Origin of the sequence: Streptomyces sp. 11-1-2 (assembly GCF_003595545.1) — a bacterium.
GTDB lineage: Bacteria > Actinomycetota > Actinomycetes > Streptomycetales > Streptomycetaceae > Streptomyces > Streptomyces hygroscopicus_B.
Genome location: NZ_CP022545.1, coordinates 838,520 through 862,296 on the forward strand (window position 1 = coordinate 838,520; position 23,777 = coordinate 862,296).

Here is a 23,777-nt window from a genome sequence, read left to right on the forward strand (position 1 = left end):
TCCAGCCATCATGCATCGGGCACCATCCATCCATTCCAGCGGGGGATTCGGGCGGAGGGAGGAATGTCACCGCGCCCGGGTCCCCTGGCCGTTCCGGCCGGATTGGTGGGGAGGAAACCGTTGTGGGCGGGCTGTGACCGTACGGGCAGCCAGTGCGGGTGAGGCCGTGTCCGATCGGTCAGTTCAATGAGCGGGTGCGGGCGAAATCCGTCACCATGATTTTGACGGTCTCTCGATCACGCGTCCAATTAGAGTCTTACGGGAATTGATAAACGATTTTTATCGTCCTGTAGTGATCGATCTTCGCCAGCTCACCGTACTCGCTGAGGTCTGTCGCGCCGGCTCGTACAGCGCCGCGGCGGACCGTCTCGGTTACACCCAACCGGCCATCAGCTATCACATGCGCGCGCTGGAACGTGCCGTGGGCGTGCCGCTCACGGTCAAGGCGGGACGGGGGGTACGGCTCACGCCCGCGGGTCACAGACTCGCCGAGCGCGCCCAGGATGTGCTGGCCGGGCTGCGGGATGTGGAGAACGAGTTCGAGGCGCTCGCGGCGCGCACCCGTGGCCGGGTGCGGTTGTCCTCGGTGCAGAGCGTCTGTGTCGCCGTGCTGCCCGCGGCGCTGGCCAGACTGGGCGCCTCCCGTATCGAGGTGGAGGTGGAGCTGGGCCAGACCGACTCCCATGACGCGTACCGGCTGCTGGACGCGGGCGAGACCGATCTGGCGATCGTCGCCGACGATGAGACCGGCGACGCCTCGGGGACCGCGCACACCCCGCTGCGCCGGGTCCCGCTGCTGGTCGACCGCCGCCATGTGCTGCTGCCGCGGGGCCATGCGCTCGCGGGGCGGCGCAGCGTCCGCCTGGCCGATCTGTCGCGGGAGCGGTGGATCCTGGAGCGGGACCGCGAGCGGCTGCTGCGGCGCTGCGCGGAGGCGGGGTTCGAGCCCCGGGTGGTGACCACGACCGATGACCAGGCGACGACCCTCGGCCTGGTGGGCGACGGGGTGGGCATCGCTCTGATGGACGGCCTCGGTCTGCTCCCTCGGCCCGATCCGCGGGTCGAGCCGCGTCCGCTGGACGACTGGCCCCGGCGCCATGTCTGCGCGCTGCTGCGACCGGAGGCCGCGGGGGTGCCCGCGGTGGCCGCCTTGCTCGAGGCGCTGCGGGCCGTGGCCGTCGAGCAGTCGGGGGAGGTCGCCGAGGCGGCGACGGCCTGATGCCGGAGGTAGCGCATCCGCACGCCGGATTTACCTCATCATCCGCGCACCGGAGCAGCTATCTCATCCGGCGCCGGCCAGGCTCAGGGCCCGGGCGCCGGGGGCGCAGCTCTCGCGGAGGGCGGCCAGTTCGGCGGGCGGCAGGGTCGCGGCGGCCGTGCCCCGGCGGTCGCCGTCGAGCAGGGCGCTTCCCGCCGCCAGCCACTCCGGGAGGGGTTCCACGCCGAGATGGTGGGCCAGCCGGGTGAGCTCGCGCTCGGGCGCGTCGAGCAGGCTCTCGTACGACAGGGACATCCGGATCGCGGCGGGGAGCTGGGACAGCTGCGCCAGCCCCTCCACGATCGTGTGCGACCACAGTCGGCCGAACTCGGCGACGGGTACGGACCGTTCGTACAGCGGACGCAGATCGGCGTCGTCGTCGCTGAGCAGCGCCTCGAGACCGGCCGGAAGGTCCTCGGTGGTCTCGGCGCGCTCCGTCATCAGCTGGATCAGCCGGAATCCGGGGTGGCGGCTCATGGAGAGCGCGCAGTCGGCGCCGTCCCGGTGCAGGTGGACGAACCGGGCCTCGGGAAAGACCTCCCGCAGCCGGGGCACCGACCGCAGCGAGTAGCCGGAGCGCTCCACGACGGCCCGCCCGCCGAACCGCTCCCCCAGCAGGCCGAACAGCGCCCGGTAATGATCGGCCACCGGGGCGGCGGGCCGCCGGGACAGCTCCGGCTCCAGCGCGTCGAACAGCGCGTCGGGGTCGTCGGTGAGATGCGGCAGCGTCATCATGCACAGGGCCGGAATGCCACCGCCCGCCACCGAGAACCGCCCCTTGACATGCGGATACCGATACTCCGGCAGCGGGATGCCATCGCGGATGACGCGGTTGGCGAACGACCTGGGGGTGGCGAGGATCCGCCAGAACTCCGCCCCGGTCAGCGGCGCCTCGGGAAGCGCGTCCGGCTCCAGTGCGGCGATCAGCTCGCTCACGCTGAGCAGATCCGGGTGCAGCCGCAGGACACGGGACAGAGCGGTCGAACCGCATCGTCCGGTCCCCACGACGAAGGTCAGCGGCCGTAACGTCACCCCAGGTGCCCCTTCCGTCTCGACAACTACCGGCCTTCTCTACCCATCGCCGCCACCGCGCATCCCCGGCCACTTTCGTCGTCCCGGGTGGGGTCCGCCGCCAAGGGTGGGGCCCGCCCACGCTCTTGAGGTCGGCTCTGCGTGACCGTACGTTCCACCGGACGGCCACCGCAGGACACACCCCCCACACCGCGGGCTCCGATACTGGATCCGTCACCGCACCTTCAAGACCTTGGAGGAGCCATGCCCGCACCTGTGTTCAGCCGCCGTCACGGTATGCGCGTCGCGGCCGCGGCCGCCGTCGCGCTTCCGCTCGCCTCCCAGCCGCAGTACGTGGCCACGGCGGTCGCCGCCGCCCCGGTCGCCCCCGCCGACGGTTCGCGGCTGGCCGTCATGACCTTCAATCTGCGCTACGCCGGCGACAGCGAGCCCAACTCCTGGGGCCGGCGCCGCCCGGTCATGCGGGAGCTGCTGCGCCGGGCCCGGCCCCATCTGCTGGGCACTCAGGAGGGGCTGTACGGCCAGCTACGCGATATCGCCCACGACCTCGGACAGCGCTACGCGTGGGTCGGCACCGGACGGATGGGGGGCAGCCGCGACGAGTTCATGGCCGTCTTCTACGACACCGGGCGGCTCGAGCCCGTGGAGTACGACCACTTCTGGCTGTCCGACACCCCGAATGTGATCGGCTCCAACACCTGGGGCGGGGCCGTGGTCCGGATGGTCATTTGGGTGCGCTTCCACGACCGGTGGACCGGTAAGGAGTTCTACGCCCTCAACACCCATCTGGACCACCGCAGCCAGAACGCCCGTGAGCGCGCCGCCGCTCTGATCACCGAGCGGCTGGGCGGGCTGGACTCCGCGCTCCCGCGCATCGTGACCGGTGACTTCAATGTGGCGGCCCATGGCAACCCGGTCTACGACGCGATGCTGAACGGCGGCACGCTGGTGGACTCGTGGGACACCGCCGAGCGGCGCGGCCCGCTGTACGGGACGTTCCACGGCTTTGGCCCGCTGGTCCCGGACGGCGACCGGATCGACTGGATCCTGACCTCACCCGGTGTGCGCACCCACCACGCCGTCATCGACACCTACTCCGGGGACGGCCAATATCCCAGCGACCATCTGCCGGTGCGGACCGTCCTGGAGCTGTGACGCGAGGCGCCCGCGCCGAATGCCGTGATGCCGTGATGCCGTGATGCCGTCGATCCGCTCCCCTCCCGGGGGGGCGGATCGAGCGGTTCACCGTCCACTCCGCGCTCGAAGGCCGTGCTCAGCGGCTGGATGCCGCGTCGGAGATCCCCCGCAGCCGCAGCAGGGCGGCCACGGCCAGCAGGGCCACACAGCCCGTGAAGATGAGCCCGGCGGAGCGCAGCCCGAGGGCGACCGACAGCGCCCCCACACCGATCACCGGAATCGAGATCCCCAGATACATCAGTACGAACAGGGCGGAGGTGACCTCGGCGCGCCGGTCGGCCGGGCTGCGCTCGGTCACCACTCGTACGGCGGCGAGGAACGACAGCCCCTGGCCCGTCCCCGCGATCACGGCGCCCAGCACCAGCAGCGCCAGCGACGCGATCGCCAGCGAGACCGCGATGGCCGCCATACCGGCCACCAGCACCGCGCACCCGCCGGGCAGCGACCGCCCCGGTCCCAGCCGCCGCCCCAGCGCCTGCCCGGCGACCGAGGCGGCGAACACGGAGAACACCACGGCACCGGCCACCGCGAGATTGCTCTCCCCCTCCACCTCGCTCAGGAACGTGGGCGACACGGAGGTGAACAGGCCCAGCGTGGCGAAGCCCGCGAACCCCGCCATGGCCGCGGCCGCGAACGTCGCGCGCATCTCCTTGGGCACCCGCAGCCGCTGCGGCCTCAGCGGCGGACGTTTCCGGGTCCGTACGGTCTCCGGGAGAGCGAGCACCACGGCGGTGGCCACCGCCACCAGTACCAGGTCCACCACGAACACCAGCTTCAGCGGCGCCGGGGCGTACTGCGCCAGCAGGCCCGCCAGCAACGGGCCCATACCGAGACCGCCCAGGTTGGCCCCGGTCGCGAGGAGGGTGGCGGCACGGCGCCGGCGCTCGGGGGCCAGCTCGATCACCATCACGGTGGCGGTGCCGGTGGCCAGACCGGCGGACAGCCCCGACAGGGTGCGGCCCGTGAACAGCTCCGGCAGTCCGCCGGCGAGGAGGAAGCACACCGCGCTCAGGCCCGACAGCGCCAGCGCGGCCAGCAGGACGGGCCGCCGCCCGATGAAGTCGGACATACGTCCGAGCAGCAGTAGCGCGACGATGACCCCCGCCGCGTAGACGGCGAAAATCACCGTGACCATGAACGAGGAGAAGCCGAACTCCCGCTGATAAAGCGAGTAGAGCGGGGTGGGCAGCGTCGTACCGCACATCGTGACCACGAAGGCGTAGGCGGCCGCGAGGAACGGCCATCCCCTCTCCACGTCGCTGCGGCTTTCCATACGACCCGATTCCACCACAAATCACACGACCGTCAAATGCGGTGGCGCGCCGCCGCCTTCCTGGCGGGTTACGTGCGGTAGCGGGGCATCCCGTCATTCGGCCCTGATCGCATGCGGCAGGATGGCACCTCACGCCGGAGCCGTACACATGTACGCCCGGCGCAGCCCGTACAGCCCAGGCACGAGCAGGTGACAACGTGATCCCACAGAACTCCAGACCGGAGGCCGCACCGACGACCGCGGGCCGCACGGCCGGTTCTGACGCGCTTTCCGGCATAGCGGGCGGTGACCGATGAACCGGGCCCTGACGTTGCACGATGTCATCGTCGTCGGGGCGGCTCTGGTCTGCGGCGCGGCCGGTGGTGTGCTGTTGCGCGTGGCACTGCGCTGGCTGGGTGAGCGGGCCCGCGCCACCCGGTGGAGCGGCGACGACATCATCGTCGACACACTGCGCACACTGGCGCCGTGGGCATCGATGGCCGCCGGTGTCGCCGCCGCGGCCGCCGCGCTGCCGCTGACCGCCACGGTCGGCCATGACGTCAATCAGACGCTGAAGGCCGTGCTGATCCTGGTCAGCACGGTCACCGCGGCGCGGGTGGTGGCTGGTATGGTGCGCTCGCTGGCGCTGTCCCGCTCCGGGGTGGCGGGAACGGCCACCATCTTCGTCAACATCACGCGGATCGCGGTCCTGGCGATGGGCGTGCTGATCCTGCTGGAGACGCTGGGCGTCTCGATCGCGCCGCTGCTCACCGCCCTGGGCGTGGGCGGTCTGGCGGTCGCCCTGGCCCTGCAGGACACCCTGGCCAATCTCTTCGCGGGGGTGCACATCCTGGCCTCCAAGACGGTGCAACCCGGCCACTACATCCGGCTCAGCAGCGGGGAGGAGGGCTATGTGGTCGACATCAACTGGCGCAACACGGCGGTGCGGCAACTGTCGGACAACCTCGTCATCATCCCGAACGCCAAGCTGGGCAACACCATCATGACCAACTTTCACCAGCCCGAGCAGCAGATGTCGGTCATGGTCCAGGCAAGGGTCGGCTACGGAAGCGATCTGGACCATGTCGAGCGGGTGACCATCGAGGTCGCCGGGAAGGTGATGTCCGGGGTCGAGGGCGGGGTCGTCGACCACGAGACGAGCGTGCGCTTCCACACCTTCGGAGAGTCCGGCATCGACTTCTCGGTGTTTCTGCGGGCCCTGGAGTTCAGCGACCAGTACCTCATCAAGCATGAGTTCATGAAGGAGCTGCACCGCCGGTTCCGCGCCGAGGGCATCGAGATCCCGCTGCCCACGCGTACGCTCGTCCTGCCCGACCAGGACCGGCTGCCGCTGCCGGACCGTTCGGCGATCTGACGCCGTCAGGGCAGCAGCCGCCGCTCGGTGGCCACCGCCACCGCCCCGGCCCGGGTCTCGACCCCCAATTTCCCGTAGATCCGACCCAGATGGGTCTTGACCGTGGCCTCGCTGATGAACAGGGCCCGTGCGATCTCCCGGTTGCCCAGGCCACGGGCCAGTTGCCGGAGGATGTCGCGCTCCCGCTCGGACAGTCCGGGGCGCGGGCTGCGCATCCGGGCCAGCACCCGGTCGGCGACCGGGGCGGACAGCGCGGTACGGCCGGAGGCGGCGTTGCGGATCGCCGCGAACAGTTCCTCCGGCCGCTCGGCCTTGAGCAGATAGCCGGTGGCCCCGGCCTCGATGGCACGGGTGATGTCGGCGTCGGTGTCGAACATGGTGAGCACCAGGACACGGGGCGCGGGCGGGTCGCCGGAGACCAGCCGCCGGGTGGCGGTCACCCCGTCCATGCCCTCCCCGAGCTGCAGATCCATCAGCACCACATCGGGCCGGAGCGGGGCGACCATGGCGAGGGCCTCCTCGCCACTGCCCGCCTCGCCGACCACCTCGATGCCGTCGGTGCTGGCCAGCAGCGCCCGCAGCCCGGCCCGCACCACGGCGTGGTCGTCGCAGAGCAGCAGCCGGATGGCGGGAGCGGGCGGGACCGGACTCGCCGCGGGGCCGGACGACGGGGACGGGGCCGCGTCCCCGCTCGCGGCAGCGCCGGACGACGGGGATGGGATCGGGCTCATGCCGTGGCCTCCACGGGACGGTCGGGGACGAGGGCGGGAAGGGGCTCGACGGGGATCGCGGCCGAGACGACGGTCCCCTCGCCCGGTGCGGACTCGACGGTGAGCGTGCCGCCCAGCTGCCGTACGCGGACCCGCATGGCCGGCAGCCCGTGTCCGCGCGACCGGTCGGCTCCGGGGTCGGGGACGGCGTCGGTGTCGAAGCCGCGGCCGTCATCGGCGATGTCCAGACAGATCTGGTCGCCCATGCAGGTCAGGGTGAGCGCGGCCCGGCTCGCCCCGGCGTGCTCCCGCACATTGGCCAGCGCGCCCTGGGCGATGCGCAGCAGCGCCGCCGCCACCCGCTCGGGCAGTGGGCCGAGGGGTCCGTCGAGGTGGAAGTCCACCGTCTGCCCCGCGCCGCTCTCCCGCTCGGCGAGCGCGCCGAGTGCCTGGGCCAGGGAGCCCTCGGCGAGGTCGGCCGGGGCCAGGTCCTGGACGAACCGGCGGGCCTCGGCGAGGCTGCGGGAGGCGATCTGCGCCGCGTCGCGCATATGGCCTCGGGCCGCCTCCGGGTCCGTCTCCCAGGTGCGGTCGGCGGCCTGCAGCAGCATCCGCTGGCTGGACAGGCCCTGGGCGAGGGTGTCATGGATCTCCGAGGACAGCCGCTGACGCTCGGCCAGGATTCCGGCCCGCCGCTCGGTCGCGGCCAGATCACGGCGGGTACGGACCAGATCGTCGATCAGCACCCGCTGCCGCGCCGACTGGCGCCGCAGATGAATGAGGACGGCGGCGGCCACGGCGGCGATGGCGGGCGGCGCGATCAGCGCGTTGGGGTCGAAGCCGTCGTGCATGAACCGCAGTTTCGAGGCGACGACGAGCGCGGTGAGCACGGCGGCCAAGGGCACCGCGAACCGGGTGGGCAGCGTGTGCAGACCGGTGAAGAACAGCGGCATCGCGCACCATGCGGCGCTCGGCGCGAGGACCAGCAGCGCGACCCATGCGGCCAGCACCGCTGTCAGCCAGACCAGATAGCGGCCGGAGGGCCGGTGGCCGGGGCTCGGCGCGGGCGCCGGCCACCGGCCGGGCAGATAGAGCGCGCCGAAGGCCACGAAAAGGGCGACGACCCAGCCGTTCGGCGGGGTGCCGGTGTCCCGGATCAGATAGCGGACCAGCGAGGAGCCCAGCAGCAGGAAGAACGCGATGTGCAGAACCGCCGTCAGCCACCGCTCATCCGGATCGTCCACCCCGTCGGTCCCGGACCGCCCGGACCATGCCGACCACATCGCCGACCACGGCGCCCATCCTGACCGCCCGACCGCCCTGACCGCCGACCGCACCCCGGCCCCCTCCCTGCTCTCCGGATTCACTCCGGACCTCTTCGCTTCGCTCCGGACTCTCCGGTTCTTCTGGGATCACTCCCTCAGCCAGTCCTAACGCGCCCGGCCGGACGCCGCATCATCCGATCGGTTGATACGGCGATCACCCGGACCGCGTCCGGACCGGGACCGCTCCGCCGATCCGCGCCGCCGCCACGGCGCCGAGGCTGGTACCGACAACAGCGACGCGGGAACGCATGGTCCGCCGCGTCCGTACCACGACCACGAGAGAGTCCACATGCCCGCCAAGAACCTCGGCGTCAACCGCTCCGCCCTCGGCCACCGGGTCTCCTACGCGCTGCGCCACCCGCAGCGCGTACCGCGCCATCTGATCCGCGCCACCCGGGACGCCTGGCTGCGCTACCGCTATCCCGACCACGTCGCGTACTACCGCGCGGTGATGCGGTCCGACACCCGCACCAGCCCGGAAGCGGCGGTCGGCAGCCGCAACCATGAACGGTGGCTGGCGCTGGGCGCGATGCAGTTCGACTATCTCCTGGGCCACGGTCTGCGGCCGGAACACCGGATGCTGGAGATCGGCTGCGGCAATCTGCGGGCGGGCTGGCGGTTCATCAGCCATCTGCAGCCGGGCCACTACTACGGCGTCGACATCTCGCCCGAGATCCTCACGGCCGCGCAGGACACATTGGTGCGAGAGGGACTGCAGGGCCGGCGTCCCACCCTCACCCCCGTCCGCGATCTGACGTTGCGTTTCCTGCCCGACGCTCACTTCGACGTGGTGCACGCGCACAGTGTCTTCTCGCACTCGCCGCTGCCCGTCATCGAGGAGTGCCTGGCCCATGTCGGCCGCGTCATGGCGCCCGGCGGCTGGTTCGACTTCACCTTCGACCGCACCGAGGGCGTCGAACACCAGGTGCTGCGGGAGGACTTCTACTACCGCACCGAGACGCTCATCGCGCTGGCGGAGAAACACGGTCTGGCGGCCCGGTTCATGACGGACTGGGAGGAGCTGCCGCACGGCCAGTCGAAGATCCGCATCACCCACCGCGAGGCCGCGCAGACGTCCTGACCCGCCGTTCCTCAGCTGGTGCTCCCTCTGCGGTGGCCGACTATTCGGTGACGCAATACCTGAGGCATATGTTGACGTTCAATCGGGCCTTGAGGTTCCACTGGGATCCTGTGACACACTTCATATCGCAACACAGAGGACAAAATCGTTGCTAGGGAGTGCCGTAGACTTTTAGTACGTACTGTTGCGTGGTGGATAGACGAATACATGGAGCACCAAGAGGTCACTCATGCAGCCCTTCGTACTGAAGCACGCAATCCCTGCCGAGCGGTCGTCGGTCAGCGTTACCTACGCCTATGACGCCGCCCTGCAGTTGAATGTCCTCTCCGACGGGCGTCCGGCCATCGCCGACCGTGCGGTGCTGCTGGCCACCGGCACAACCACGTCCACAGCTGGTTCGAAGACGCACTTCGACGACTGACCTGCGCATACGTCGATGACGGTACTCATCCTGACCTGTCGCCAGGATGTCACCGCCGACTTGGTGGTGGCGGAGCTGCGCGAACAAGGCGTCCCTCTGGTGCGTTTCGATCCCGCCGACCTTCCGGATCAGGCCGGGCTGTCGGTCGAATTCGATCGCGGTGACTTCACGGGATATCTGTCGACCGAGGGACGCCTCGTCAGCATCCACGGTGTGCGGTCCATCTGGGTGCGCAGGCCGGGGCGGCCCGCGGCCCACGCGGCGAATCCATCGGAGTGGCTGACGGCCGAGTGCGGACAGGCGCTCTACGGGATGCTCTACGCGACAACGGCCCGCTGGATGAACCATCCGGCGGCCGCCGAACCGGCCCGGCACAAACCGTTCCAGTTGCGGGTCGCCCAGCACAGCGGTTTCGCCGTGCCCTCGACTCTGGTCACCACCTATCCGCGCGCGGCGCGCGATTTCGCCGTCCAGTGCACGGACATCGTGGTGAAATCCGCGTCCGGTCCGCCGACCGCCGATCCGCCGGTCGCACTGCCTACTACCCGTATCGGACCGGACACGGATTTCTCCGATGTCGCGGCCGGGGCGACCCTTCTTCAGCGGTACATTCCCAAAGCGGCCGACATCCGGCTGATCTGCGTCGGCAGCGAGTTATTCGCCGCACGCAAGGCCGCCGCCTCGGGGCAGGTGGACGGGCGCTATGGATGTCATGGACACCGCTGGGAAGCCGTGGATGTGCCCGCCAGAATCGTGCGCGCCGTTCATGAGTACATGGCTCTCACCGGTCTCGCCTATGGGGCCTTCGACTTCGCCGAGGACGCCGATGGCCTTTGGTGGTTCCTGGAGTGCAACCAGGGTGGCCAATTCGGCTTTGTCGAGCTGGAGACCGGTCAGCCCATCGCGGCGGCGGTCGCGTCCTGGCTGGCGGCGCCCGGGGCCGCCCACCGGTGACGACCGGGCCGGAGAGCCGTGCCTCCGGAGGCGGCGCGGGTGATCACCGAGCCGGCGTGCGACGGCGGTCCCGTCCCCGTTCGCGCCGGCCCGGGGCGCCCACGAGCGCCCCTGCGCACAGAGCGTGGCGGCCGGCTACGCAGCGGGGCGGCGCTGCGCCGGACCGGCCCGTCGGTCGTATCCTGAAGCGAGAGTCTGCGCTACCCAGGGTTTCCCACCCCTCCCTCAGCGCGGGAGGTTCCGATGACCGTCGCCGACAGCATCCGCCGCCCGACGGACGCGTCCCGCTATGTGCCGATCGCCGAGCACGGTCTGATCGGCGATCTGCGCACCGCCGCGCTCGTCGATACCCGCGGCACCATCGACTGGTACTGCCCGGTCCGGTTCGACGCACCCAGTGTGTTCGCGTCGATCCTGGACGCCGACCGCGGCGGTTCGTTCCGGCTCACACCGGATGTGCCCGCCCGGACGAAGCAGTTCTACTTCCCCGACACCAACATCCTCATCACCCGCTTCTTCGCGGACGACGGGGTCGCCGAGGTCCAGGACTTCATGCCGATCGTGGACGACTCACGCGAGGCGGACCGGCACCGGCTGATCCGCCGGGTGCTGTGCGTGCGCGGATCGCTGCCCTTCACCGCACGGGTGGCGCCCCGGTTCGACTACGCCCGGCAGTCGCATACGGTGCGCGCCGAGGAGGGGCTCACGATCTTCGAGTCCCCGGAGCTGTCGCTGGCGCTCACCTCCAGCGTCACCGTGGAGACCGACGGGGCCGACGTGGTGTCCACGTTCAAGCTGGTCGAGGGCGAGGCCGCGGTCTTCGCGCTCGACCGGATCGGCGGCACGGTGCAGCCGCGGCACTGTCCGCAGGCGGAGGCGGAGGAGCTGTTCAACGCCACCGTGCGCTACTGGCGGCGCTGGCTCTCGCAGTCCCGCTACCGCGGGCGGTGGCGGGAGATGGTGCACCGCTCGGCGCTCACGCTCAAGCTGCTCACCTACGCGCCGACCGGCGCCATCGTGGCGGCTCCGACGACCAGCCTGCCCGAGCAGATCGGCGGCGAGCGCAACTGGGACTACCGGTATGTGTGGGTCCGCGATGCCGCGTTCTGCATCTACGCGCTGCTGAGGCTGGGCTTCACCCAGGAGGCCGAGGCGTTCGTCCGGTTCCTGTCCGAGTACATCAGCTTCGAGGACGGCCCCGGCGGCCCGATGCAGATCATGTACGGCATCGACGGCCGCAGCGAGATCCCCGAGCAGATGCTCCCCCATCTGGAGGGCCATCAGGGCTCCGCCCCGGTCCGGGTCGGCAATGCGGCGGTCCACCAGCTCCAGCTGGACATCTACGGAGCACTGGTGGACTCCCTCTACCTCTACGACAAATGGGGGCAACCGCTGGCCAGCGACCACTGGGACACCGTCAGCGACGCGGTCGGCTGGGTCTGTGACAACTGGGACCGGCCCGATATGAGCGTCTGGGAGACCCGCGCCGGCCCGCAGCATTTCCTCTACTCGCAGCTCATGTGCTGGGTCGCGATCGAGCGGGGGATGCGCATCGCCCGCCACCGCGGCCTGCCCGCGGACATGGCCCGCTGGTCGAAGGCGCGCGATGACATCTACCGCCGGATCATGCGCTGCGGCTGGTCGCCGCGGCGGCGCGCCTTCGTACAGCGCGAGGGCGAGGAGGTGCTCGACGCCTCGGTGCTGATGATGCCGCTGTCCAAGTTCATCTCCCCCACCGACCCCAAATGGCTGTCCACGCTGGACGCGCTGGGCGAGGAGCTGGTGTCCGATTCGCTGGTCTACCGCTACGACCCGACGGTCAGCCCGGACGGGCTGCGCGGTGAGGAGGGTACCTTCTCGATCTGCTCGTTCTGGTACGTCGAGGCGCTGTCCCGGGCCGGACGGGTGGACGATGCGCGGCTGGCCTTCGAGAAGATGCTCACCTACGCCAACCATGTCGGGCTGTACGCGGAGGAGATCGGCCGCACCGGTGAGCAGATCGGCAACTTCCCGCAGGCGTTCACCCATCTCGCGCTCATCAGCGCCGCGTTCAACCTGGACCGGGCCCTGGGCTGATCACGCGGGCACGGAGGGCCGCTGGATAGAGTGGTCGGCCATGGGGAACGGGGAGGGGCCGGCCGCCGTGCCGGAACACGGCGTCCAGGGCGGCACACAGACCACATGGCAGGCGCCGAGCGCGATCGAGCGGGAGCTGTACGAGGCGAAGGCCCGCGGCGACTGGTCGGCGTACTTCGATGTGCTGGCGCGCACCGAACTGTTCGTCGCCGATGCGTACTCCCGCCTCCAGGCGCGCCCCGGGACGGTGCTGTTCACCCCGTACTGGTATCCCCAGGTGCAGGCCAACTGCCTGCCCATCTTCACCGAGGGCATGCTCCCCGCGCCCCATCCGGAGACCGTCTATCTCGCCTACTCCCTGGGGTGGTTCGCCACGGAGTGGGAGCCCGGCGACCCGCCGTGGATCGTGGTCAACCCCGGCAGTCCGTGTGAGACGTTCTTCCCGACCTCCCCGGCGCACCGCGCCCTGTGGAGCGGCCACGCCGAGCACGCCGCCGACGGCGAAGGCCGCGCACACGCGCCCATGGAGCTGCGCGGGCTGCGGGTGGGCGGGCCGACACAGGGCCCGGTGGCCCATGGACTGGCCTGCGGGGCACTGCTGTTCGTCAAGAACGGCGAGCTGTGGAACGCCATGGCCTACCACGGCGGCGGATACACCCGTGAGCGGAGCCGGCTCAAGGAGTGGTGGGGCATCACCGGCCGGGAGGAGTGGCAGCGCATCCAGGAACTGCTGCTGGGCGCCGAAATAATCAGCGGTGTCTGGGAGTTCGCGCTCGGGGTGCGCCGCTCCCTGGCCCTGGACTTCGCCGGCCCGGTCGGAGTGGACCACTGGCGGACGGTGGCCGAGCGGGTGCTGCGGCGCACCGCCGCCGAGCCCGGCGAGGTCCGGATCACCCCCGACGGGGTCACCAAGGCGGAGCCCCGGGACAGCGCGGAGGTGGAGGCTCAGGTGGCGGGCGTGCAGCGGCTCATCGGCCGGATCGCCCGCTATGAGGCCCGGTTCCGCGCGGACGGCCTGCTCGCCGAGGGGAAGTTCGTCCGCACGGTGGAGGCGTGGGACTACGGGCGGGCCTCGGGGATGGCCCGGTGGGGGCTCGCCGCACGTTTCTGCTCCCTCGACGAGGCCGAGCGCGCGGTGCTGCGCGCGGGACGGTCGGCGCAGGCCAACTACCGCTCCTGGGAGGAGTTCTCCGCCGCGTACATCCTCGGGCGGTGTCTCCACTTCGACGACGAGGAGTTCGGCGAGTGGTACGAGGACATGCTCACCGCGCATCGCATCCTCACCACCGATCCGGAGAGCCCCTGGCTCACCCTTCCCTGGAAGTGATCCCGGCGGGACCGGGCGTCACCGGCCGCCGACACGGTCCTCGGCCAGCACCCGGGCCATGGTGCGCTCGGCCAGGGCGGTGATGGTGACGAACGGGTTGACGCCGATGGAGCCCGGGATGAGGGATCCGTCGGTCACATAGAGCCCGTCGTAGCCGGTCACCCGGCCGTACGCGTCGGTGGCCCGGCCCAGGACACAGCCGCCCAGTGGGTGGTAGCAGAAGTCGTCGGCGATGGCCCGGGTGTCGCCGAAGAGGTCATAGCGGTAGATGGTGGCGTTGGCGGAGTTGACGCGGTCGAAGAGCGCCTTGGCCGCGCCGACGGACGGCGCGCTCTGGGCGCGGGTCCAGTTGAGCACGGTGGTGTCCTTGGCCGCGTCATAGGTGAAGGTGGCGCGCTCGGGGTTCCGGGTGATGGCGAGGTAGAGGCTGACCCAGGTCTCGAGGCCGGCGGGCAGCGGGGCGATCTCGGCGAAGACCGGGTTGGCGGTGTTGGACCAGTCGTCGATCGCCATCACCGGGATGGTGGACTGACGGGCACCGGTCGGGTGCCACACATGGTTGGCGCGGCCGAGCATGACGTTCCCGTTGCCGCCCCAGCCCCGGCCGACCTCCGCGCTCAGCTCGGGCAGGGCGCCGGTCTCGCGGGCGCGCAGCAGGAGCTCGGTGGTGCCGAGGCTGCCCGCGCCGAGGAACAGCGAACCGCAGGTGATCTCGTCGGTGGAGACGACGGTGCCGGTGGTGTCGATGCGCTCCACGGTGAGGACATAGCTGCCGTCGGGCGCCCGCCGCAGCGCCCGGGCGCGGCTGAGGGTGTGCAGGGTGACCTGGCCGGTGCCGAGCGCGGCCGCGAGATAGGTCTTGTCGAGGCTGCGCTTGCCGAAGTTGTTGCCGTAGATGACCTCCTGGGCGAGCGCGGACTTGGTCGCCGTTCCGTCGGCCTCGCGCCGCATGTAGTCGAAGTCGTAGACATTGGGCATGAAGACGGTCTTCAGGCCCGCCCTGGCCGCCTGGTCGCGGGCGACGCGGGCGTAGGTGTACCACTCCGTGGCCTCGAACCATGCGGAGGGCACGGTGGTGGCCCCGAGCATGCGGTTGGCCAGCGGGAAGTAGGTGTCGTACATCGGGTCCGCGGCCACCTGCGGCAGCATCTGCTGGAAGTACGAGCGTGACGGGGTGACCGCGATACCGCCGTTGACCAGCGAACCGCCACCGACCCCGCGCCCCACGTAGACGGACATACCGGGGAAGCGGACGCGGTCCAGGACGCCGGGGTAGGGGGTGATGTCCTTGTTGATGACGTCCAGCCACAGAAAGGTGGACAGGGGCGCCTCGGTTCTGGTCTTGAACCACATGGAGCGCTGATCGGGGGCGGTCATCGAACAGTGGACCCGGCCGTCGGGACCCGGGGTGTCCCATAACCGTCCCATCTCCACGACGAGGGTTCTGATGCCCGCCTCGCCGAGCCGGAGCGCGGCCACGGCCGCTCCGTAGCCCGAGCCGACGACGACGGCGGGGAAGTGGTCGGCGCGCTCGGCGGCAGCCGCCGGGGCGAGGCCGATGCGTGTGAGTCCGAGGGCCGCCGCGCTCTGCAGGGCGGCCAGACCGAGAATATGACGACGCGTCAGATTTGCTGTCATGGCGGCATGATGGGCGTAATCGCCAGATCTCGCCATGACATGGCGCAAGGTCCTTTTCGGCAGCCCTTCCCGGCATCGGAGGGCTTGTGCGAATTCTCGTTATTTATCAATTACTGTCGCGTCCGCACTCCTCGGTCCCAGCGTTCGGAACGGCGTTCCGGGGCCAGGTACGGCACCACCCGGCGCGGCCACAGGGTCACTCTCCGTATCCGCTGCGACGATGGGTGACAAGGACCGGGTGCCATCCCGCACGCCATCCACGAGAACTCGATCACACCCCGGGCGTCCTGCGTGGTAGGCGGCAGTAGTGTTCGCCGACGAGCGTGTGTCGTAGGTACCGGGCAGGTAGAAGGGATCGGGCATGTTCCGCAAGGTGCTGGTCGCCAATCGTGGAGAGATCGCCATTCGCGCCTTCCGCGCCGGCTATGAGCTGGGCGCGAGAACCGTAGCCGTGTTCCCGCATGAGGACCGCAACTCGCTGCATCGGCTCAAGGCCGATGAGGCGTATGAGATCGGTGAGCCGGGCCATCCGGTGCGGGCCTATCTCTCCGTCGAGGAGATCGTCCGCGCGGCGCGCAGCGCGGGCGCGGACGCCGTGTATCCCGGATATGGCTTTCTGTCCGAGAACCCCGATCTCGCACGTGCGTGCGAAGAGGCGGGGATCACGTTCGTGGGGCCCAGCGCGCAGATCCTGGAGCTCACCGGGAACAAGGCGCGCGCGGTGGCCGCGGCCCGTGCCGCCGGGGTGCCGGTGCTCGGCTCCTCCGAGCCGTCGACCGATGTGGACGAGCTGGTCCGGGCCGCGGACGAGCTCGGTTTCCCGGTGTTCGTGAAGGCCGTCGCCGGTGGTGGCGGGCGCGGGATGCGCAGGGTAGAGAACCGGGAGACGCTGCGTGAGTCCATCGAGGCGGCGGCGCGGGAGGCCGAGTCCGCCTTCGGCGATTCCACGGTCTTCCTGGAGAAGGCGGTGGTGGAGCCCCGCCATATCGAGGTGCAGATCCTCGCCGACGGGCAGGGCGACGTCATCCATCTGTTCGAACGCGACTGCTCGGTGCAGCGGCGCCACCAGAAGGTGATCGAGCTGGCGCCGGCCCCCAACCTCGATCCGGAGCTGCGGGCACGGATCTGCGAGGACGCGGTGAAGTTCGCCCGGCAGATCGGCTATCGCAACGCCGGCACGGTGGAGTTCCTGCTCGACCGCGAGGGCCGCCATGTGTTCATCGAGATGAATCCGCGGATCCAGGTCGAGCACACGGTGACCGAGGAGATCACCGATGTCGACCTGGTCCAGTCGCAGCTGCGGATCGCCGCCGGCCAGACGCTGGCCGACCTCGGCCTCGCCCAGGACACCGTGTATCTGCGGGGTGCGGCGCTGCAGTGCCGGATCACCACCGAGGACCCGGCCAACGGCTTCCGCCCGGACACCGGGATGATCAGCGCGTATCGCTCCCCGGGCGGCTCGGGCATCCGGCTGGACGGTGGCACCACCCACTCCGGTGCGGAGATCAGCGCCCACTTCGACTCGATGCTGGTCAAGCTGACCTGCCGGGGGCGGGACTTCGCGACCGCGGTCGGCCGCGCCCGGCGTGCGGTGGCCGAGTTCCGCATCCGCGGCGTCTCCACGAACATCCCCTTCCTCCAGGCGGTGCTGGACGATCCGGACTTCCGGGCCGGGCAGGTCACCACGTCGTTCATCGAGCAGCGGCCGCATCTGCTGACCGCGCGGCACTCCGCCGACCGCGGTACCAAGCTGCTCACCTATCTCGCCGATGTCACGGTGAACAAGCCCCACGGCGAGCGGCCCCATCTGATCAACGCGAGCACCAAGCTGCCCCCGGTGCCGGACGCCGAGCCGCCCGCCGGCTCCAAGCAGCGGCTCACCGAGCTGGGCCCGGAGGGTTTCGCGCGATGGCTGCGCGAGTCGCCCACGATCGGGGTCACCGACACCACCTTCCGGGACGCGCATCAGTCGCTGCTGGCCACCCGGGTCCGCACCAGGGACCTGCTGGCCGTGGCCCCGGTGGTGGCGCGGAGCGTGCCGCAGCTGCTGTCGCTGGAGTGCTGGGGCGGGGCCACCTACGACGTGGCGCTGCGCTTCCTCGCCGAGGACCCGTGGGAGCGGCTGGCCAAGCTGCGCGAGGCGGTACCCAACATCTGTCTGCAGATGCTGCTGCGCGGCCGTAACACCGTGGGCTACACGCCGTATCCGACCGAGGTGACCACCGCCTTCGTACAGGAGGCCACGGCCACCGGGATCGACATCTTCCGGATCTTCGACGCGCTGAACGACATCGGGCAGATGCGGCCCGCGATCGACGCGGTACGGGAGACCGGCTCGGCGATCGCCGAGGTGGCGCTCTGCTACACCTCCGATCTGTCCGATCCCTCGGAGCAGCTCTACACCCTCGACTACTATCTGCGGCTCGCCGAGCAGATCGTGGACGCGGGCGCGCATGTGCTGGCCATCAAGGACATGGCGGGGCTGCTGCGCGCCCCGGCCGCGGCCACGCTGGTCTCCGCGCTGCGCAGGGAGTTCGACCTGCCGGTGCACATCCACACCCATGACACCGCGGGCGGCCAGCTCGCCACCTATCTCGCGGCGGTCCAGGCCGGTGCGGACGCGGTGGACGGCGCGGTGGCCTCCATGGCGGGCACCACCTCCCAGCCGTCGCTGTCGGCGATCGTGGCCGCCACCGACCACTCCGACCGGCCGACCGGGCTCGACCTCGAGGCGATCGGCGGCCTGGAGCCGTACTGGGAGGCCGTGCGCAAGATCTACGCACCGTTCGAGGCGGGCCTCGCCTCGCCGACCGGGCGGGTGTACCACCATGAGATCCCCGGCGGTCAGCTGTCCAATCTGCGCACCCAGGCCATCGCGCTCGGCCTCGGCGACCGCTTCGAGGAGATCGAGGCGATGTACACCGCCGCGGACCGGATGCTGGGCCATCTGGTGAAGGTCACCCCGTCCTCGAAGGTGGTCGGCGATCTCGCGCTGCACCTGGTGGGGGCGGGGGTGTCGCCGGAGGACTTCGAGGCGGATCCGGGCCGGTACGACATCCCGGACTCGGTCATCGGGTTCCTCCGCGGCGAGCTGGGCAATCCGCCGGGCGGCTGGCCCGAGCCGTTCCGCAGCAAGGCGCTGGAGGGCCGCGCGGCCGCCAAGCCGACGGCCGCGGAGCTGTCCACGGAGGACCGGGAGCTGCTGGAGAAGGATCCGCGGGCGACGCTGAACCGGCTGCTGTTCCCCGGTCCGACCAAGGAGTTCGAGGCGCATCGGCAGGCCCACGGCGACACCAGCGTGCTGGACAGCAAGGACTTCTTCTACGGGCTGCGCCCGCGGCAGGAGTACACGGTGGACCTCGAGCCCGGGGTCCGGCTGCTGATCGAGCTGGAGGCCATCGGCGACGCCGACGAGCGCGGTATGCGCACGGTGATGGCCTCGCTGAACGGACAGTTGCGCCCGGTCCAGGTGCGGGACAACTCGGCGGCCTCCGACGTGCCGGCCACCGAGAAGGCCGACCGGAGCAACCCCGGCCATGTGGCGGCGCCCTTCGCGGGTGTGGTGACGCTGGCGGTGACCGAGGGCGATCAGGTGGAGGCCGGTGCCACCGTGGCGACGATCGAGGCGATGAAGATGGAGGCCACCATCGCCGCCCCGAAGAGCGGGACGGTGTCGCGCATCGCCATCAGCGCGATCCAGCAGGTGGAAGGCGGCGATCTGCTGGTCGCCCTCGGCTGAGCGACAGCGTCGACGAGCCGCCGCCACCGGTCCCCGGCCCTCGGGTCAGGGGTGCTCGGTGGCGGCGGCTTCGTATGCCCGCAGAAAGGTGTCCACCGCGGACCGGGCGACCGTGCGCGTCTCGGCCGCGGAGACCTTGCGGGTACCCAGCCGGGACCGCACCTCCATGGGGCCGGTGAGCAGCGCGAGCAACTGCTCCGCGGCCTGCGCCGGATCACCCGGCCGCAGCCGCCCGGCCAGCGACAGCCGGGCCAGCCGGTCCGCCAGCGCCTCACCGAGCCGGATGGCCGTACGCCCCTGGACGATCTCGATCAGATCGGGGAAGTCGGCCGCCTGGGCGTAGGTGAGCCGCCGCAGGGCACGGGAACGCTCCCCGCAGCACACCTGGAGCATCCGGTACGCCATGTCCTCCAGGGCGGCGCGCAGATCGTCCCCGGGCTCGCGCAGCCGCTCGACGACGGCGAGGTTCTCCGCCATCACGGCGTCGGCCGCGGCCTCCAAGGCGTGGCGGAACAGGGTCTCCTTGTCGGTGAGGTGGTTGTACACCGTGGGCTTGGCGACACCCGCCTCATCCGCGATGTCCTGGACGCACGCCTGTCCGTAGCCCCGGCGGGCGAAGACGGTGAAGGCGGCGTCAAGGATCGCCTGCCGCTTGTCGATACGCCCTCGCGAGACCTTCCGCCCGGACGAGGCTGTCACTGCCGTCATCGGCGCATCGTATCTCACAACACGCCGTACTGAACTCATCGGTTCAGATTTCTCAACTCCCTTGCCCATTGACGGAACTGGATATTAATTTGAACCAGCTAGTTCATCTACGAGGGGAACTCCCCATGCTGCTCAACGTGTTGAGGTTCAGCTTCAAGGACGGCACGACCGAGGAGGACAAGGCCAAGGTTCTGTCGGCGATGCGCCGTACGGGCGCGCTGGAGCCGGTCGCGTTCTCCACCGTCGGCCAGTTCCTCGGCGACTCGGCCGAGGGCTTCACCCATGCCTACTGCGCGGCGTTGGCCGATCTGGCGGCACTGGACCGGTATCTGCATGACCCGTCGCATATCGCGGGCGACGACGAGATCCTTCCTCATCTCGCGAAGCTCTCGGCGTTCCAGTTCTCGGACGACATGGACCCCGCGCTCGGCGAACAGGTCATGGGGATGCATCTGAAGAAGGTGGCGATGTACCCGCAGTGGGGTCAGGCGCTCGACGCGATCTCCGACCTCGGGGCCCCGTCCGGGAGCTCCTCCACCGGCTGACCCTCGGGTGGCCGCACCGCCGCACGGCCCGGCAGCCTGGTGGCCAGCAGGGCACCGGCCGCGGCCACGGCCGCGAGGACCGTCAGTGCCGGCCCCACCGCCGAGAGGAAGACGTCGGCCGCCCAGCCCGGCCCGTCGCCGGGCGGCCGTCCGGTGGTGCCGCCCGGCCCGGCCACGCTCATCAGCGTGGTCGCGGCCGCGACCCCCAGCGCGGGGCCGATGTTCATGGCGGTCTGCTGGAGCCCGCCCGCCACCCCGGCGGTGTCCACGGACGCGTCGCGCACGACGACGGTGGTCGCGGTGACCATCACGGTGGCGAAACCCGCACCCAGCACGAGAAAGCATCCACCGATCGCCTCGGCGCCCGAGCCCCGGCCGAGACAGGACATCAGCAGCACACCGGCCGCCACCAGAACCATCCCCGCAACCGAAGTCCGGCGGGGTCCCTGACGGCGCATCAGCAGCGCCGCCACCGGTGCGCCCAGCACCATCATCACCGCCAGCGGGAGCGCCCTGAGCCCGCTGGCGAGCGGATCCAGCGCGAGGACGTCCTGCAGATAGTAGGTGCCGAGGAAGAGCGCCCCGAACAGTGCGGCCGAGGCGGACACCAGCACGCCGAGCGCCGGGCCGACGGTGGCCGACCGCAGCAGACCCGGCGGCACCAGCGGATGTTCCGTACGGCGCTCATGCCATACGAAGACACCTCCGGCCACCACGGCGCTCGCCGGTCCGAGCGCGGTCACCGCCGTCCAGCCGGTTCCGGGGACGCCGACGAGCGTGTGCACCAGCCCGGCCAGCGCCACCGCGAGCAGAGCGGCACCGGGCAGATCGAGCCGCGGCCGGACGGTCTCACGGGGCGCCATCGGGGCCCGGACGGCGAGCGCCGCCAGGCCCAGGGCAAGGGCGGGCGCGACATTGAGGAAGAACACCGCCCGCCACCCCAGATGGGTGGTCAGCGCCCCGCCGACCAGGGGGCCTGCCGCGGCCGCCAGCCCGATGGCGCCGGTACGCACCGCGAGGGGCCTGCCGAGCCGGTCGGGCGGATACGCGGCGCGCAGCATCCCGAGGGTGGCGGGTTGCAGCAGCGCCCCGAAGACCCCCTGGGCGACCCGCAGCCCGATCACCCAGCCGATGCCGCCCGCGAGCCCGATGCCCGCCGAGGCGGCGCCGAAGCCCAGCATCCCGATGGCGAAGACGCGCCGATGCCCGTAGCGGTCACCGAGGCGGCCGGCGAACACCAGCAGACTCGCCACGGCGATCAGATATCCGGTACTGGTCCACTGGACCTGGGCGAACGTGGCATGGAGGTCCCGCTGCAGACGGGGCTGGGCGACGGTCAGCACGGTGCCGTCCAGGGCGACGATCACGGCCCCGGTGACGCTGCCGACGAGGGTGAGGCGTCGTGCCCGCGGGGCGCTCATCGGGCCTCCGGGCCGAGGTGTGCGTCGAGCGCGGCACGCAGCAGCGGCTCGGCGTCATCCACTCCCACGGCGAGCTGAAGGCTGCCCCAGCCCCACAGTTGGGCGATGCCGTGCAGATTCGCCCACAGCGCGCCCGCGACGATCCGTGGCTCCGCGCCGGAGTCCGGCCGCACCCTGGCCACCAGGTCGACGAGGGTGGCGAAGAGCGGCAGGCTCGTCTCCCGCAGGCCGAGCTGGTTGCTCTCCAGGAGATCGTGGCGGAACATCAGCTCGAACATGCCACGGTTGGTCAGCGCGAAGTCGAGACAGCTCCGCGCCAGTGCCGTCAACTGCCCGCGTGGATCGCCCTCATGAGCGGCGATGGCCTCACCGGCCTGGTCGGTCAGGCGCTCGAAGCCGCGGCGCGCGATGGCGGACAGCAGGGCCAGATGCGTCGGGAAGTAGCGCCGCGGCGCCCCGTGGGACACCCCGGCCCGACGGGCGATCTCCCGCAGCGAAAGGGCCTGCGCCCCCTCCGCCTCCACCAGCCCCACTCCGACGTCCACCAGTCGGGACCGGAGACCCGAGTCCTGCTCACGCTCATCCATAGACACTGTCTACCAGAGAGGAGTAGACAGTGTCTACGCGTTCAGAATGGCGAATGAACGCCCACCATCAGAGACCACAGGACCTGCGAAGCACCCAAAAAGGGGCACGTTTGTTCATCTATGTGATTGTCATTCTGAGGTAAAGAACCGCCCGTTCGCCTTGACGGTCCATTTGGTCCGGTCCAAGGTGCGTGGTGCGCCATGAGCACGCCACTCCTTTACCGGATCAGGAAGGAAGTCAACGACCATGGCAGAACCCCTCGTTCCCCGCTCGTTAAGCCGCCGCCGGGTCCTCGGCTCGATGGCCGCGGCCGCCGTCGGAACACCGATCGCCCTCGGGCAACTGACCTCGGGGGCCACTCCGGCCTCCGCCGCCTCCCGGGCCGCGGCCGCGCAGTTGCTCTGGCATCCGAACCCGTCCAGCGCCGGGCTCAAGGCGTTCGAGGGCATCGAGGCCGACCGCGGCAACGCACACCCCGACCGGGACTATGTGGTCGTCGAGGGCGGTGACCACTACCGCTTCAACATCTGGAAGGACGACCGGGACACCACAGGTGGCGGCGACCGCCAGCGCACCGAGTCCAAGGGCATGGTGCAGGACGGCACGGCCCTGAAGATGCGCGACGGTGAGACATGGACCATCAGCTACGAGATGTTCATGCCCACCTCGCTGCACGGCACCAGCAAGTTCACGCACATCTTCCAGACCAAGACCCCGGCGGACAACGGCGGTCCGTACATCACCCTGGACCTGGGCCGCAGCGGCAGCACGGAAACGCTGCGGGCCCGTGCGTACGCCAACTCCGGATCACCGGACATCGCCTCGACCAATCTGTCGCCGCTGCGCAACAAGTGGATCACCATCGAGTGGACGCTCACCATCGGCTCGAACGGCAAGGCGGCCTTCGTGGCCCGCAACGGCACCGGGTCGGGCGCCCCGGTCGCGGTCCAGGGCAGCATGTCCAATGTGAAGATGCCGGACCAGGACGACTACCAGCGGCCCAAGTGGGGCATCTACCGCTCGGTCGAGAGCGCCTCGTCGGACATCCTCGACACCTATCTGCTGTTCCGGAACTTCCAGGCGTCCAAGGCTTAGCCGGCGGCCACTCCCGCGGCGAGACACACCCGCGG

19 protein-coding genes are annotated in these 23,777 nt (G+C 70.5%); 11 read left to right on the forward strand and 8 right to left on the reverse strand.

Features of this window, described 5'->3' with window-relative positions:
- Positions 1–292 precede the first annotated feature (292 nt).
- Complete coding sequence (locus tag CGL27_RS03945; protein ID WP_159037664.1) at positions 293–1,219, forward strand: LysR family transcriptional regulator; 927 nt, start codon at positions 293–295, stop codon at positions 1,217–1,219.
- A 63-nt stretch (positions 1,220–1,282) separates the two neighbouring features.
- On the opposite strand, the gene CGL27_RS03950 is transcribed toward CGL27_RS03945, so the two are convergent.
- Positions 1,283–2,290, reverse strand: a complete 1,008-nt coding sequence (locus CGL27_RS03950) for a sulfotransferase (protein WP_119984560.1) — start codon at positions 2,288–2,290, stop codon at positions 1,283–1,285.
- A 243-nt stretch (positions 2,291–2,533) separates the two neighbouring features.
- Between CGL27_RS03950 and CGL27_RS03955 the strand changes: the two genes are divergently transcribed.
- Positions 2,534–3,445: an endonuclease/exonuclease/phosphatase family protein gene (locus CGL27_RS03955; RefSeq protein ID WP_119984562.1), complete on the forward strand. Its 912-nt coding sequence runs from the start codon at positions 2,534–2,536 to the stop codon at positions 3,443–3,445.
- A 118-nt stretch (positions 3,446–3,563) separates the two neighbouring features.
- Here CGL27_RS03955 and CGL27_RS03960 read toward each other — a convergent pair whose 3' ends face one another.
- Positions 3,564–4,760, reverse strand: a complete 1,197-nt coding sequence (locus CGL27_RS03960) for an MFS transporter (RefSeq protein WP_119984564.1) — start codon at positions 4,758–4,760, stop codon at positions 3,564–3,566.
- A gap of 292 nt (positions 4,761–5,052) precedes the next feature.
- On the opposite strand from CGL27_RS03960, the gene CGL27_RS03965 reads away from it, so the two are divergent.
- The gene (locus CGL27_RS03965; protein ID WP_078638490.1) at positions 5,053–6,114 is read left to right on the forward strand and encodes a mechanosensitive ion channel family protein; all 1,062 of its coding nucleotides are present in this window, start codon (positions 5,053–5,055) and stop codon (positions 6,112–6,114) included.
- 5 nt (positions 6,115–6,119) lie between these two features.
- On the opposite strand, the gene CGL27_RS03970 is transcribed toward CGL27_RS03965, so the two are convergent.
- Together CGL27_RS03970 and CGL27_RS03975 are read right to left on the reverse strand one after the other, a co-directional pair.
- Complete coding sequence (locus CGL27_RS03970; protein WP_240450341.1) at positions 6,120–6,845, reverse strand: response regulator transcription factor; 726 nt, start codon at positions 6,843–6,845, stop codon at positions 6,120–6,122.
- Positions 6,842–8,107, reverse strand: a complete 1,266-nt coding sequence (locus CGL27_RS03975) for a sensor histidine kinase (protein ID WP_119984566.1) — start codon at positions 8,105–8,107, stop codon at positions 6,842–6,844. The genes CGL27_RS03970 and CGL27_RS03975 overlap by 4 nt, the downstream gene beginning before the upstream one ends.
- Before the next feature lie 331 nt (positions 8,108–8,438).
- On the opposite strand from CGL27_RS03975, the gene CGL27_RS03980 reads away from it, so the two are divergent.
- The 5 genes from CGL27_RS03980 (at position 8,439) to CGL27_RS04000 (ending at position 14,008) form a co-directional block, all read left to right on the forward strand.
- Positions 8,439–9,230: a class I SAM-dependent methyltransferase gene (locus CGL27_RS03980; protein WP_119984568.1), complete on the forward strand. Its 792-nt coding sequence runs from the start codon at positions 8,439–8,441 to the stop codon at positions 9,228–9,230.
- Between the two features lie 229 nt (positions 9,231–9,459).
- The gene (gene tgmA, locus CGL27_RS03985) at positions 9,460–9,651 is read left to right on the forward strand and encodes a putative ATP-grasp-modified RiPP (protein ID WP_014058169.1); all 192 of its coding nucleotides are present in this window, start codon (positions 9,460–9,462) and stop codon (positions 9,649–9,651) included.
- Positions 9,652–9,666: 15 nt separating this feature from the next.
- Positions 9,667–10,605, forward strand: coding sequence for an ATP-grasp ribosomal peptide maturase (gene tgmB, locus CGL27_RS03990; protein WP_119984570.1), 939 nt, complete (start codon positions 9,667–9,669; stop codon positions 10,603–10,605).
- A gap of 243 nt (positions 10,606–10,848) precedes the next feature.
- The gene (locus CGL27_RS03995; protein WP_119984572.1) at positions 10,849–12,681 is read left to right on the forward strand and encodes a glycoside hydrolase family 15 protein; all 1,833 of its coding nucleotides are present in this window, start codon (positions 10,849–10,851) and stop codon (positions 12,679–12,681) included.
- 40 nt (positions 12,682–12,721) lie between these two features.
- Positions 12,722–14,008, forward strand: coding sequence for a DUF1266 domain-containing protein (locus CGL27_RS04000; RefSeq protein ID WP_205587618.1), 1,287 nt, complete (start codon positions 12,722–12,724; stop codon positions 14,006–14,008).
- Positions 14,009–14,026: 18 nt separating this feature from the next.
- Here CGL27_RS04000 and CGL27_RS04005 read toward each other — a convergent pair whose 3' ends face one another.
- Positions 14,027–15,646, reverse strand: coding sequence for a GMC oxidoreductase (locus CGL27_RS04005; RefSeq protein ID WP_119984573.1), 1,620 nt, complete (start codon positions 15,644–15,646; stop codon positions 14,027–14,029).
- A gap of 361 nt (positions 15,647–16,007) precedes the next feature.
- On the opposite strand from CGL27_RS04005, the gene CGL27_RS04010 reads away from it, so the two are divergent.
- Positions 16,008–19,385 (forward strand): pyruvate carboxylase, encoded by a 3,378-nt coding sequence (locus CGL27_RS04010; RefSeq protein ID WP_078638497.1) that lies wholly within the window; start codon positions 16,008–16,010, stop codon positions 19,383–19,385.
- A gap of 45 nt (positions 19,386–19,430) precedes the next feature.
- On the opposite strand, the gene CGL27_RS04015 is transcribed toward CGL27_RS04010, so the two are convergent.
- On the reverse strand, positions 19,431–20,093 hold the full coding sequence (locus tag CGL27_RS04015) for a TetR/AcrR family transcriptional regulator (RefSeq protein ID WP_119984575.1): 663 nt from the start codon (positions 20,091–20,093) through the stop codon (positions 19,431–19,433).
- A 125-nt stretch (positions 20,094–20,218) separates the two neighbouring features.
- On the opposite strand from CGL27_RS04015, the gene CGL27_RS04020 reads away from it, so the two are divergent.
- On the forward strand, positions 20,219–20,638 hold the full coding sequence (locus tag CGL27_RS04020) for a Dabb family protein (protein ID WP_078638499.1): 420 nt from the start codon (positions 20,219–20,221) through the stop codon (positions 20,636–20,638).
- Here CGL27_RS04020 and CGL27_RS04025 read toward each other — a convergent pair.
- Positions 20,578–22,059 (reverse strand): MFS transporter, encoded by a 1,482-nt coding sequence (locus CGL27_RS04025; protein ID WP_119984577.1) that lies wholly within the window; start codon positions 22,057–22,059, stop codon positions 20,578–20,580. The two genes, CGL27_RS04020 and CGL27_RS04025, sit on opposite strands and share 61 nt — an antisense overlap.
- Complete coding sequence (locus CGL27_RS04030; RefSeq protein ID WP_078638501.1) at positions 22,056–22,646, reverse strand: TetR/AcrR family transcriptional regulator; 591 nt, start codon at positions 22,644–22,646, stop codon at positions 22,056–22,058. Before CGL27_RS04030 ends, CGL27_RS04025 begins: the two co-directional genes overlap by 4 nt.
- A gap of 247 nt (positions 22,647–22,893) precedes the next feature.
- On the opposite strand from CGL27_RS04030, the gene CGL27_RS04035 reads away from it, so the two are divergent.
- Complete coding sequence (locus tag CGL27_RS04035; RefSeq protein WP_119984579.1) at positions 22,894–23,742, forward strand: hypothetical protein; 849 nt, start codon at positions 22,894–22,896, stop codon at positions 23,740–23,742.
- Positions 23,743–23,777: the final 35 nt, after the last annotated feature.

Bases quoted from the DNA above. Each gene is read 5' to 3' on its own strand.
- CGL27_RS03980 (WP_119984568.1), top strand. From the start codon at position 8,439: ATGCCCGCCAAGAACCTCGGCGTCAACCGCTCCGCCCTCGGCCACCGG.
- CGL27_RS03970 (WP_240450341.1), bottom strand. From the start codon at position 6,845: ATGAGCCCGATCCCATCCCCGTCGTCCGGCGCTGCCGCGAGCGGGGAC.
- CGL27_RS03960 (WP_119984564.1), bottom strand. From the start codon at position 4,760: ATGGAAAGCCGCAGCGACGTGGAGAGGGGATGGCCGTTCCTCGCGGCC.
- CGL27_RS04015 (WP_119984575.1), bottom strand. From the start codon at position 20,093: ATGACGGCAGTGACAGCCTCGTCCGGGCGGAAGGTCTCGCGAGGGCGT.
- tgmB (WP_119984570.1), top strand. From the start codon at position 9,667: ATGACGGTACTCATCCTGACCTGTCGCCAGGATGTCACCGCCGACTTG.
- tgmA (WP_014058169.1), top strand. From the start codon at position 9,460: ATGCAGCCCTTCGTACTGAAGCACGCAATCCCTGCCGAGCGGTCGTCG.
- CGL27_RS03965 (WP_078638490.1), top strand. From the start codon at position 5,053: ATGAACCGGGCCCTGACGTTGCACGATGTCATCGTCGTCGGGGCGGCT.
- CGL27_RS04010 (WP_078638497.1), top strand. From the start codon at position 16,008: ATGTTCCGCAAGGTGCTGGTCGCCAATCGTGGAGAGATCGCCATTCGC.
- CGL27_RS04005 (WP_119984573.1), bottom strand. From the start codon at position 15,646: ATGACAGCAAATCTGACGCGTCGTCATATTCTCGGTCTGGCCGCCCTG.
- CGL27_RS04020 (WP_078638499.1), top strand. From the start codon at position 20,219: ATGCTGCTCAACGTGTTGAGGTTCAGCTTCAAGGACGGCACGACCGAG.
- CGL27_RS03955 (WP_119984562.1), top strand. From the start codon at position 2,534: ATGCCCGCACCTGTGTTCAGCCGCCGTCACGGTATGCGCGTCGCGGCC.
- CGL27_RS04000 (WP_205587618.1), top strand. From the start codon at position 12,722: ATGGGGAACGGGGAGGGGCCGGCCGCCGTGCCGGAACACGGCGTCCAG.
- CGL27_RS04030 (WP_078638501.1), bottom strand. From the start codon at position 22,646: ATGGATGAGCGTGAGCAGGACTCGGGTCTCCGGTCCCGACTGGTGGAC.
- CGL27_RS03975 (WP_119984566.1), bottom strand. From the start codon at position 8,107: ATGTGGTCGGCATGGTCCGGGCGGTCCGGGACCGACGGGGTGGACGAT.
- CGL27_RS04035 (WP_119984579.1), top strand. From the start codon at position 22,894: ATGGCAGAACCCCTCGTTCCCCGCTCGTTAAGCCGCCGCCGGGTCCTC.
- CGL27_RS03995 (WP_119984572.1), top strand. From the start codon at position 10,849: ATGACCGTCGCCGACAGCATCCGCCGCCCGACGGACGCGTCCCGCTAT.
- CGL27_RS04025 (WP_119984577.1), bottom strand. From the start codon at position 22,059: ATGAGCGCCCCGCGGGCACGACGCCTCACCCTCGTCGGCAGCGTCACC.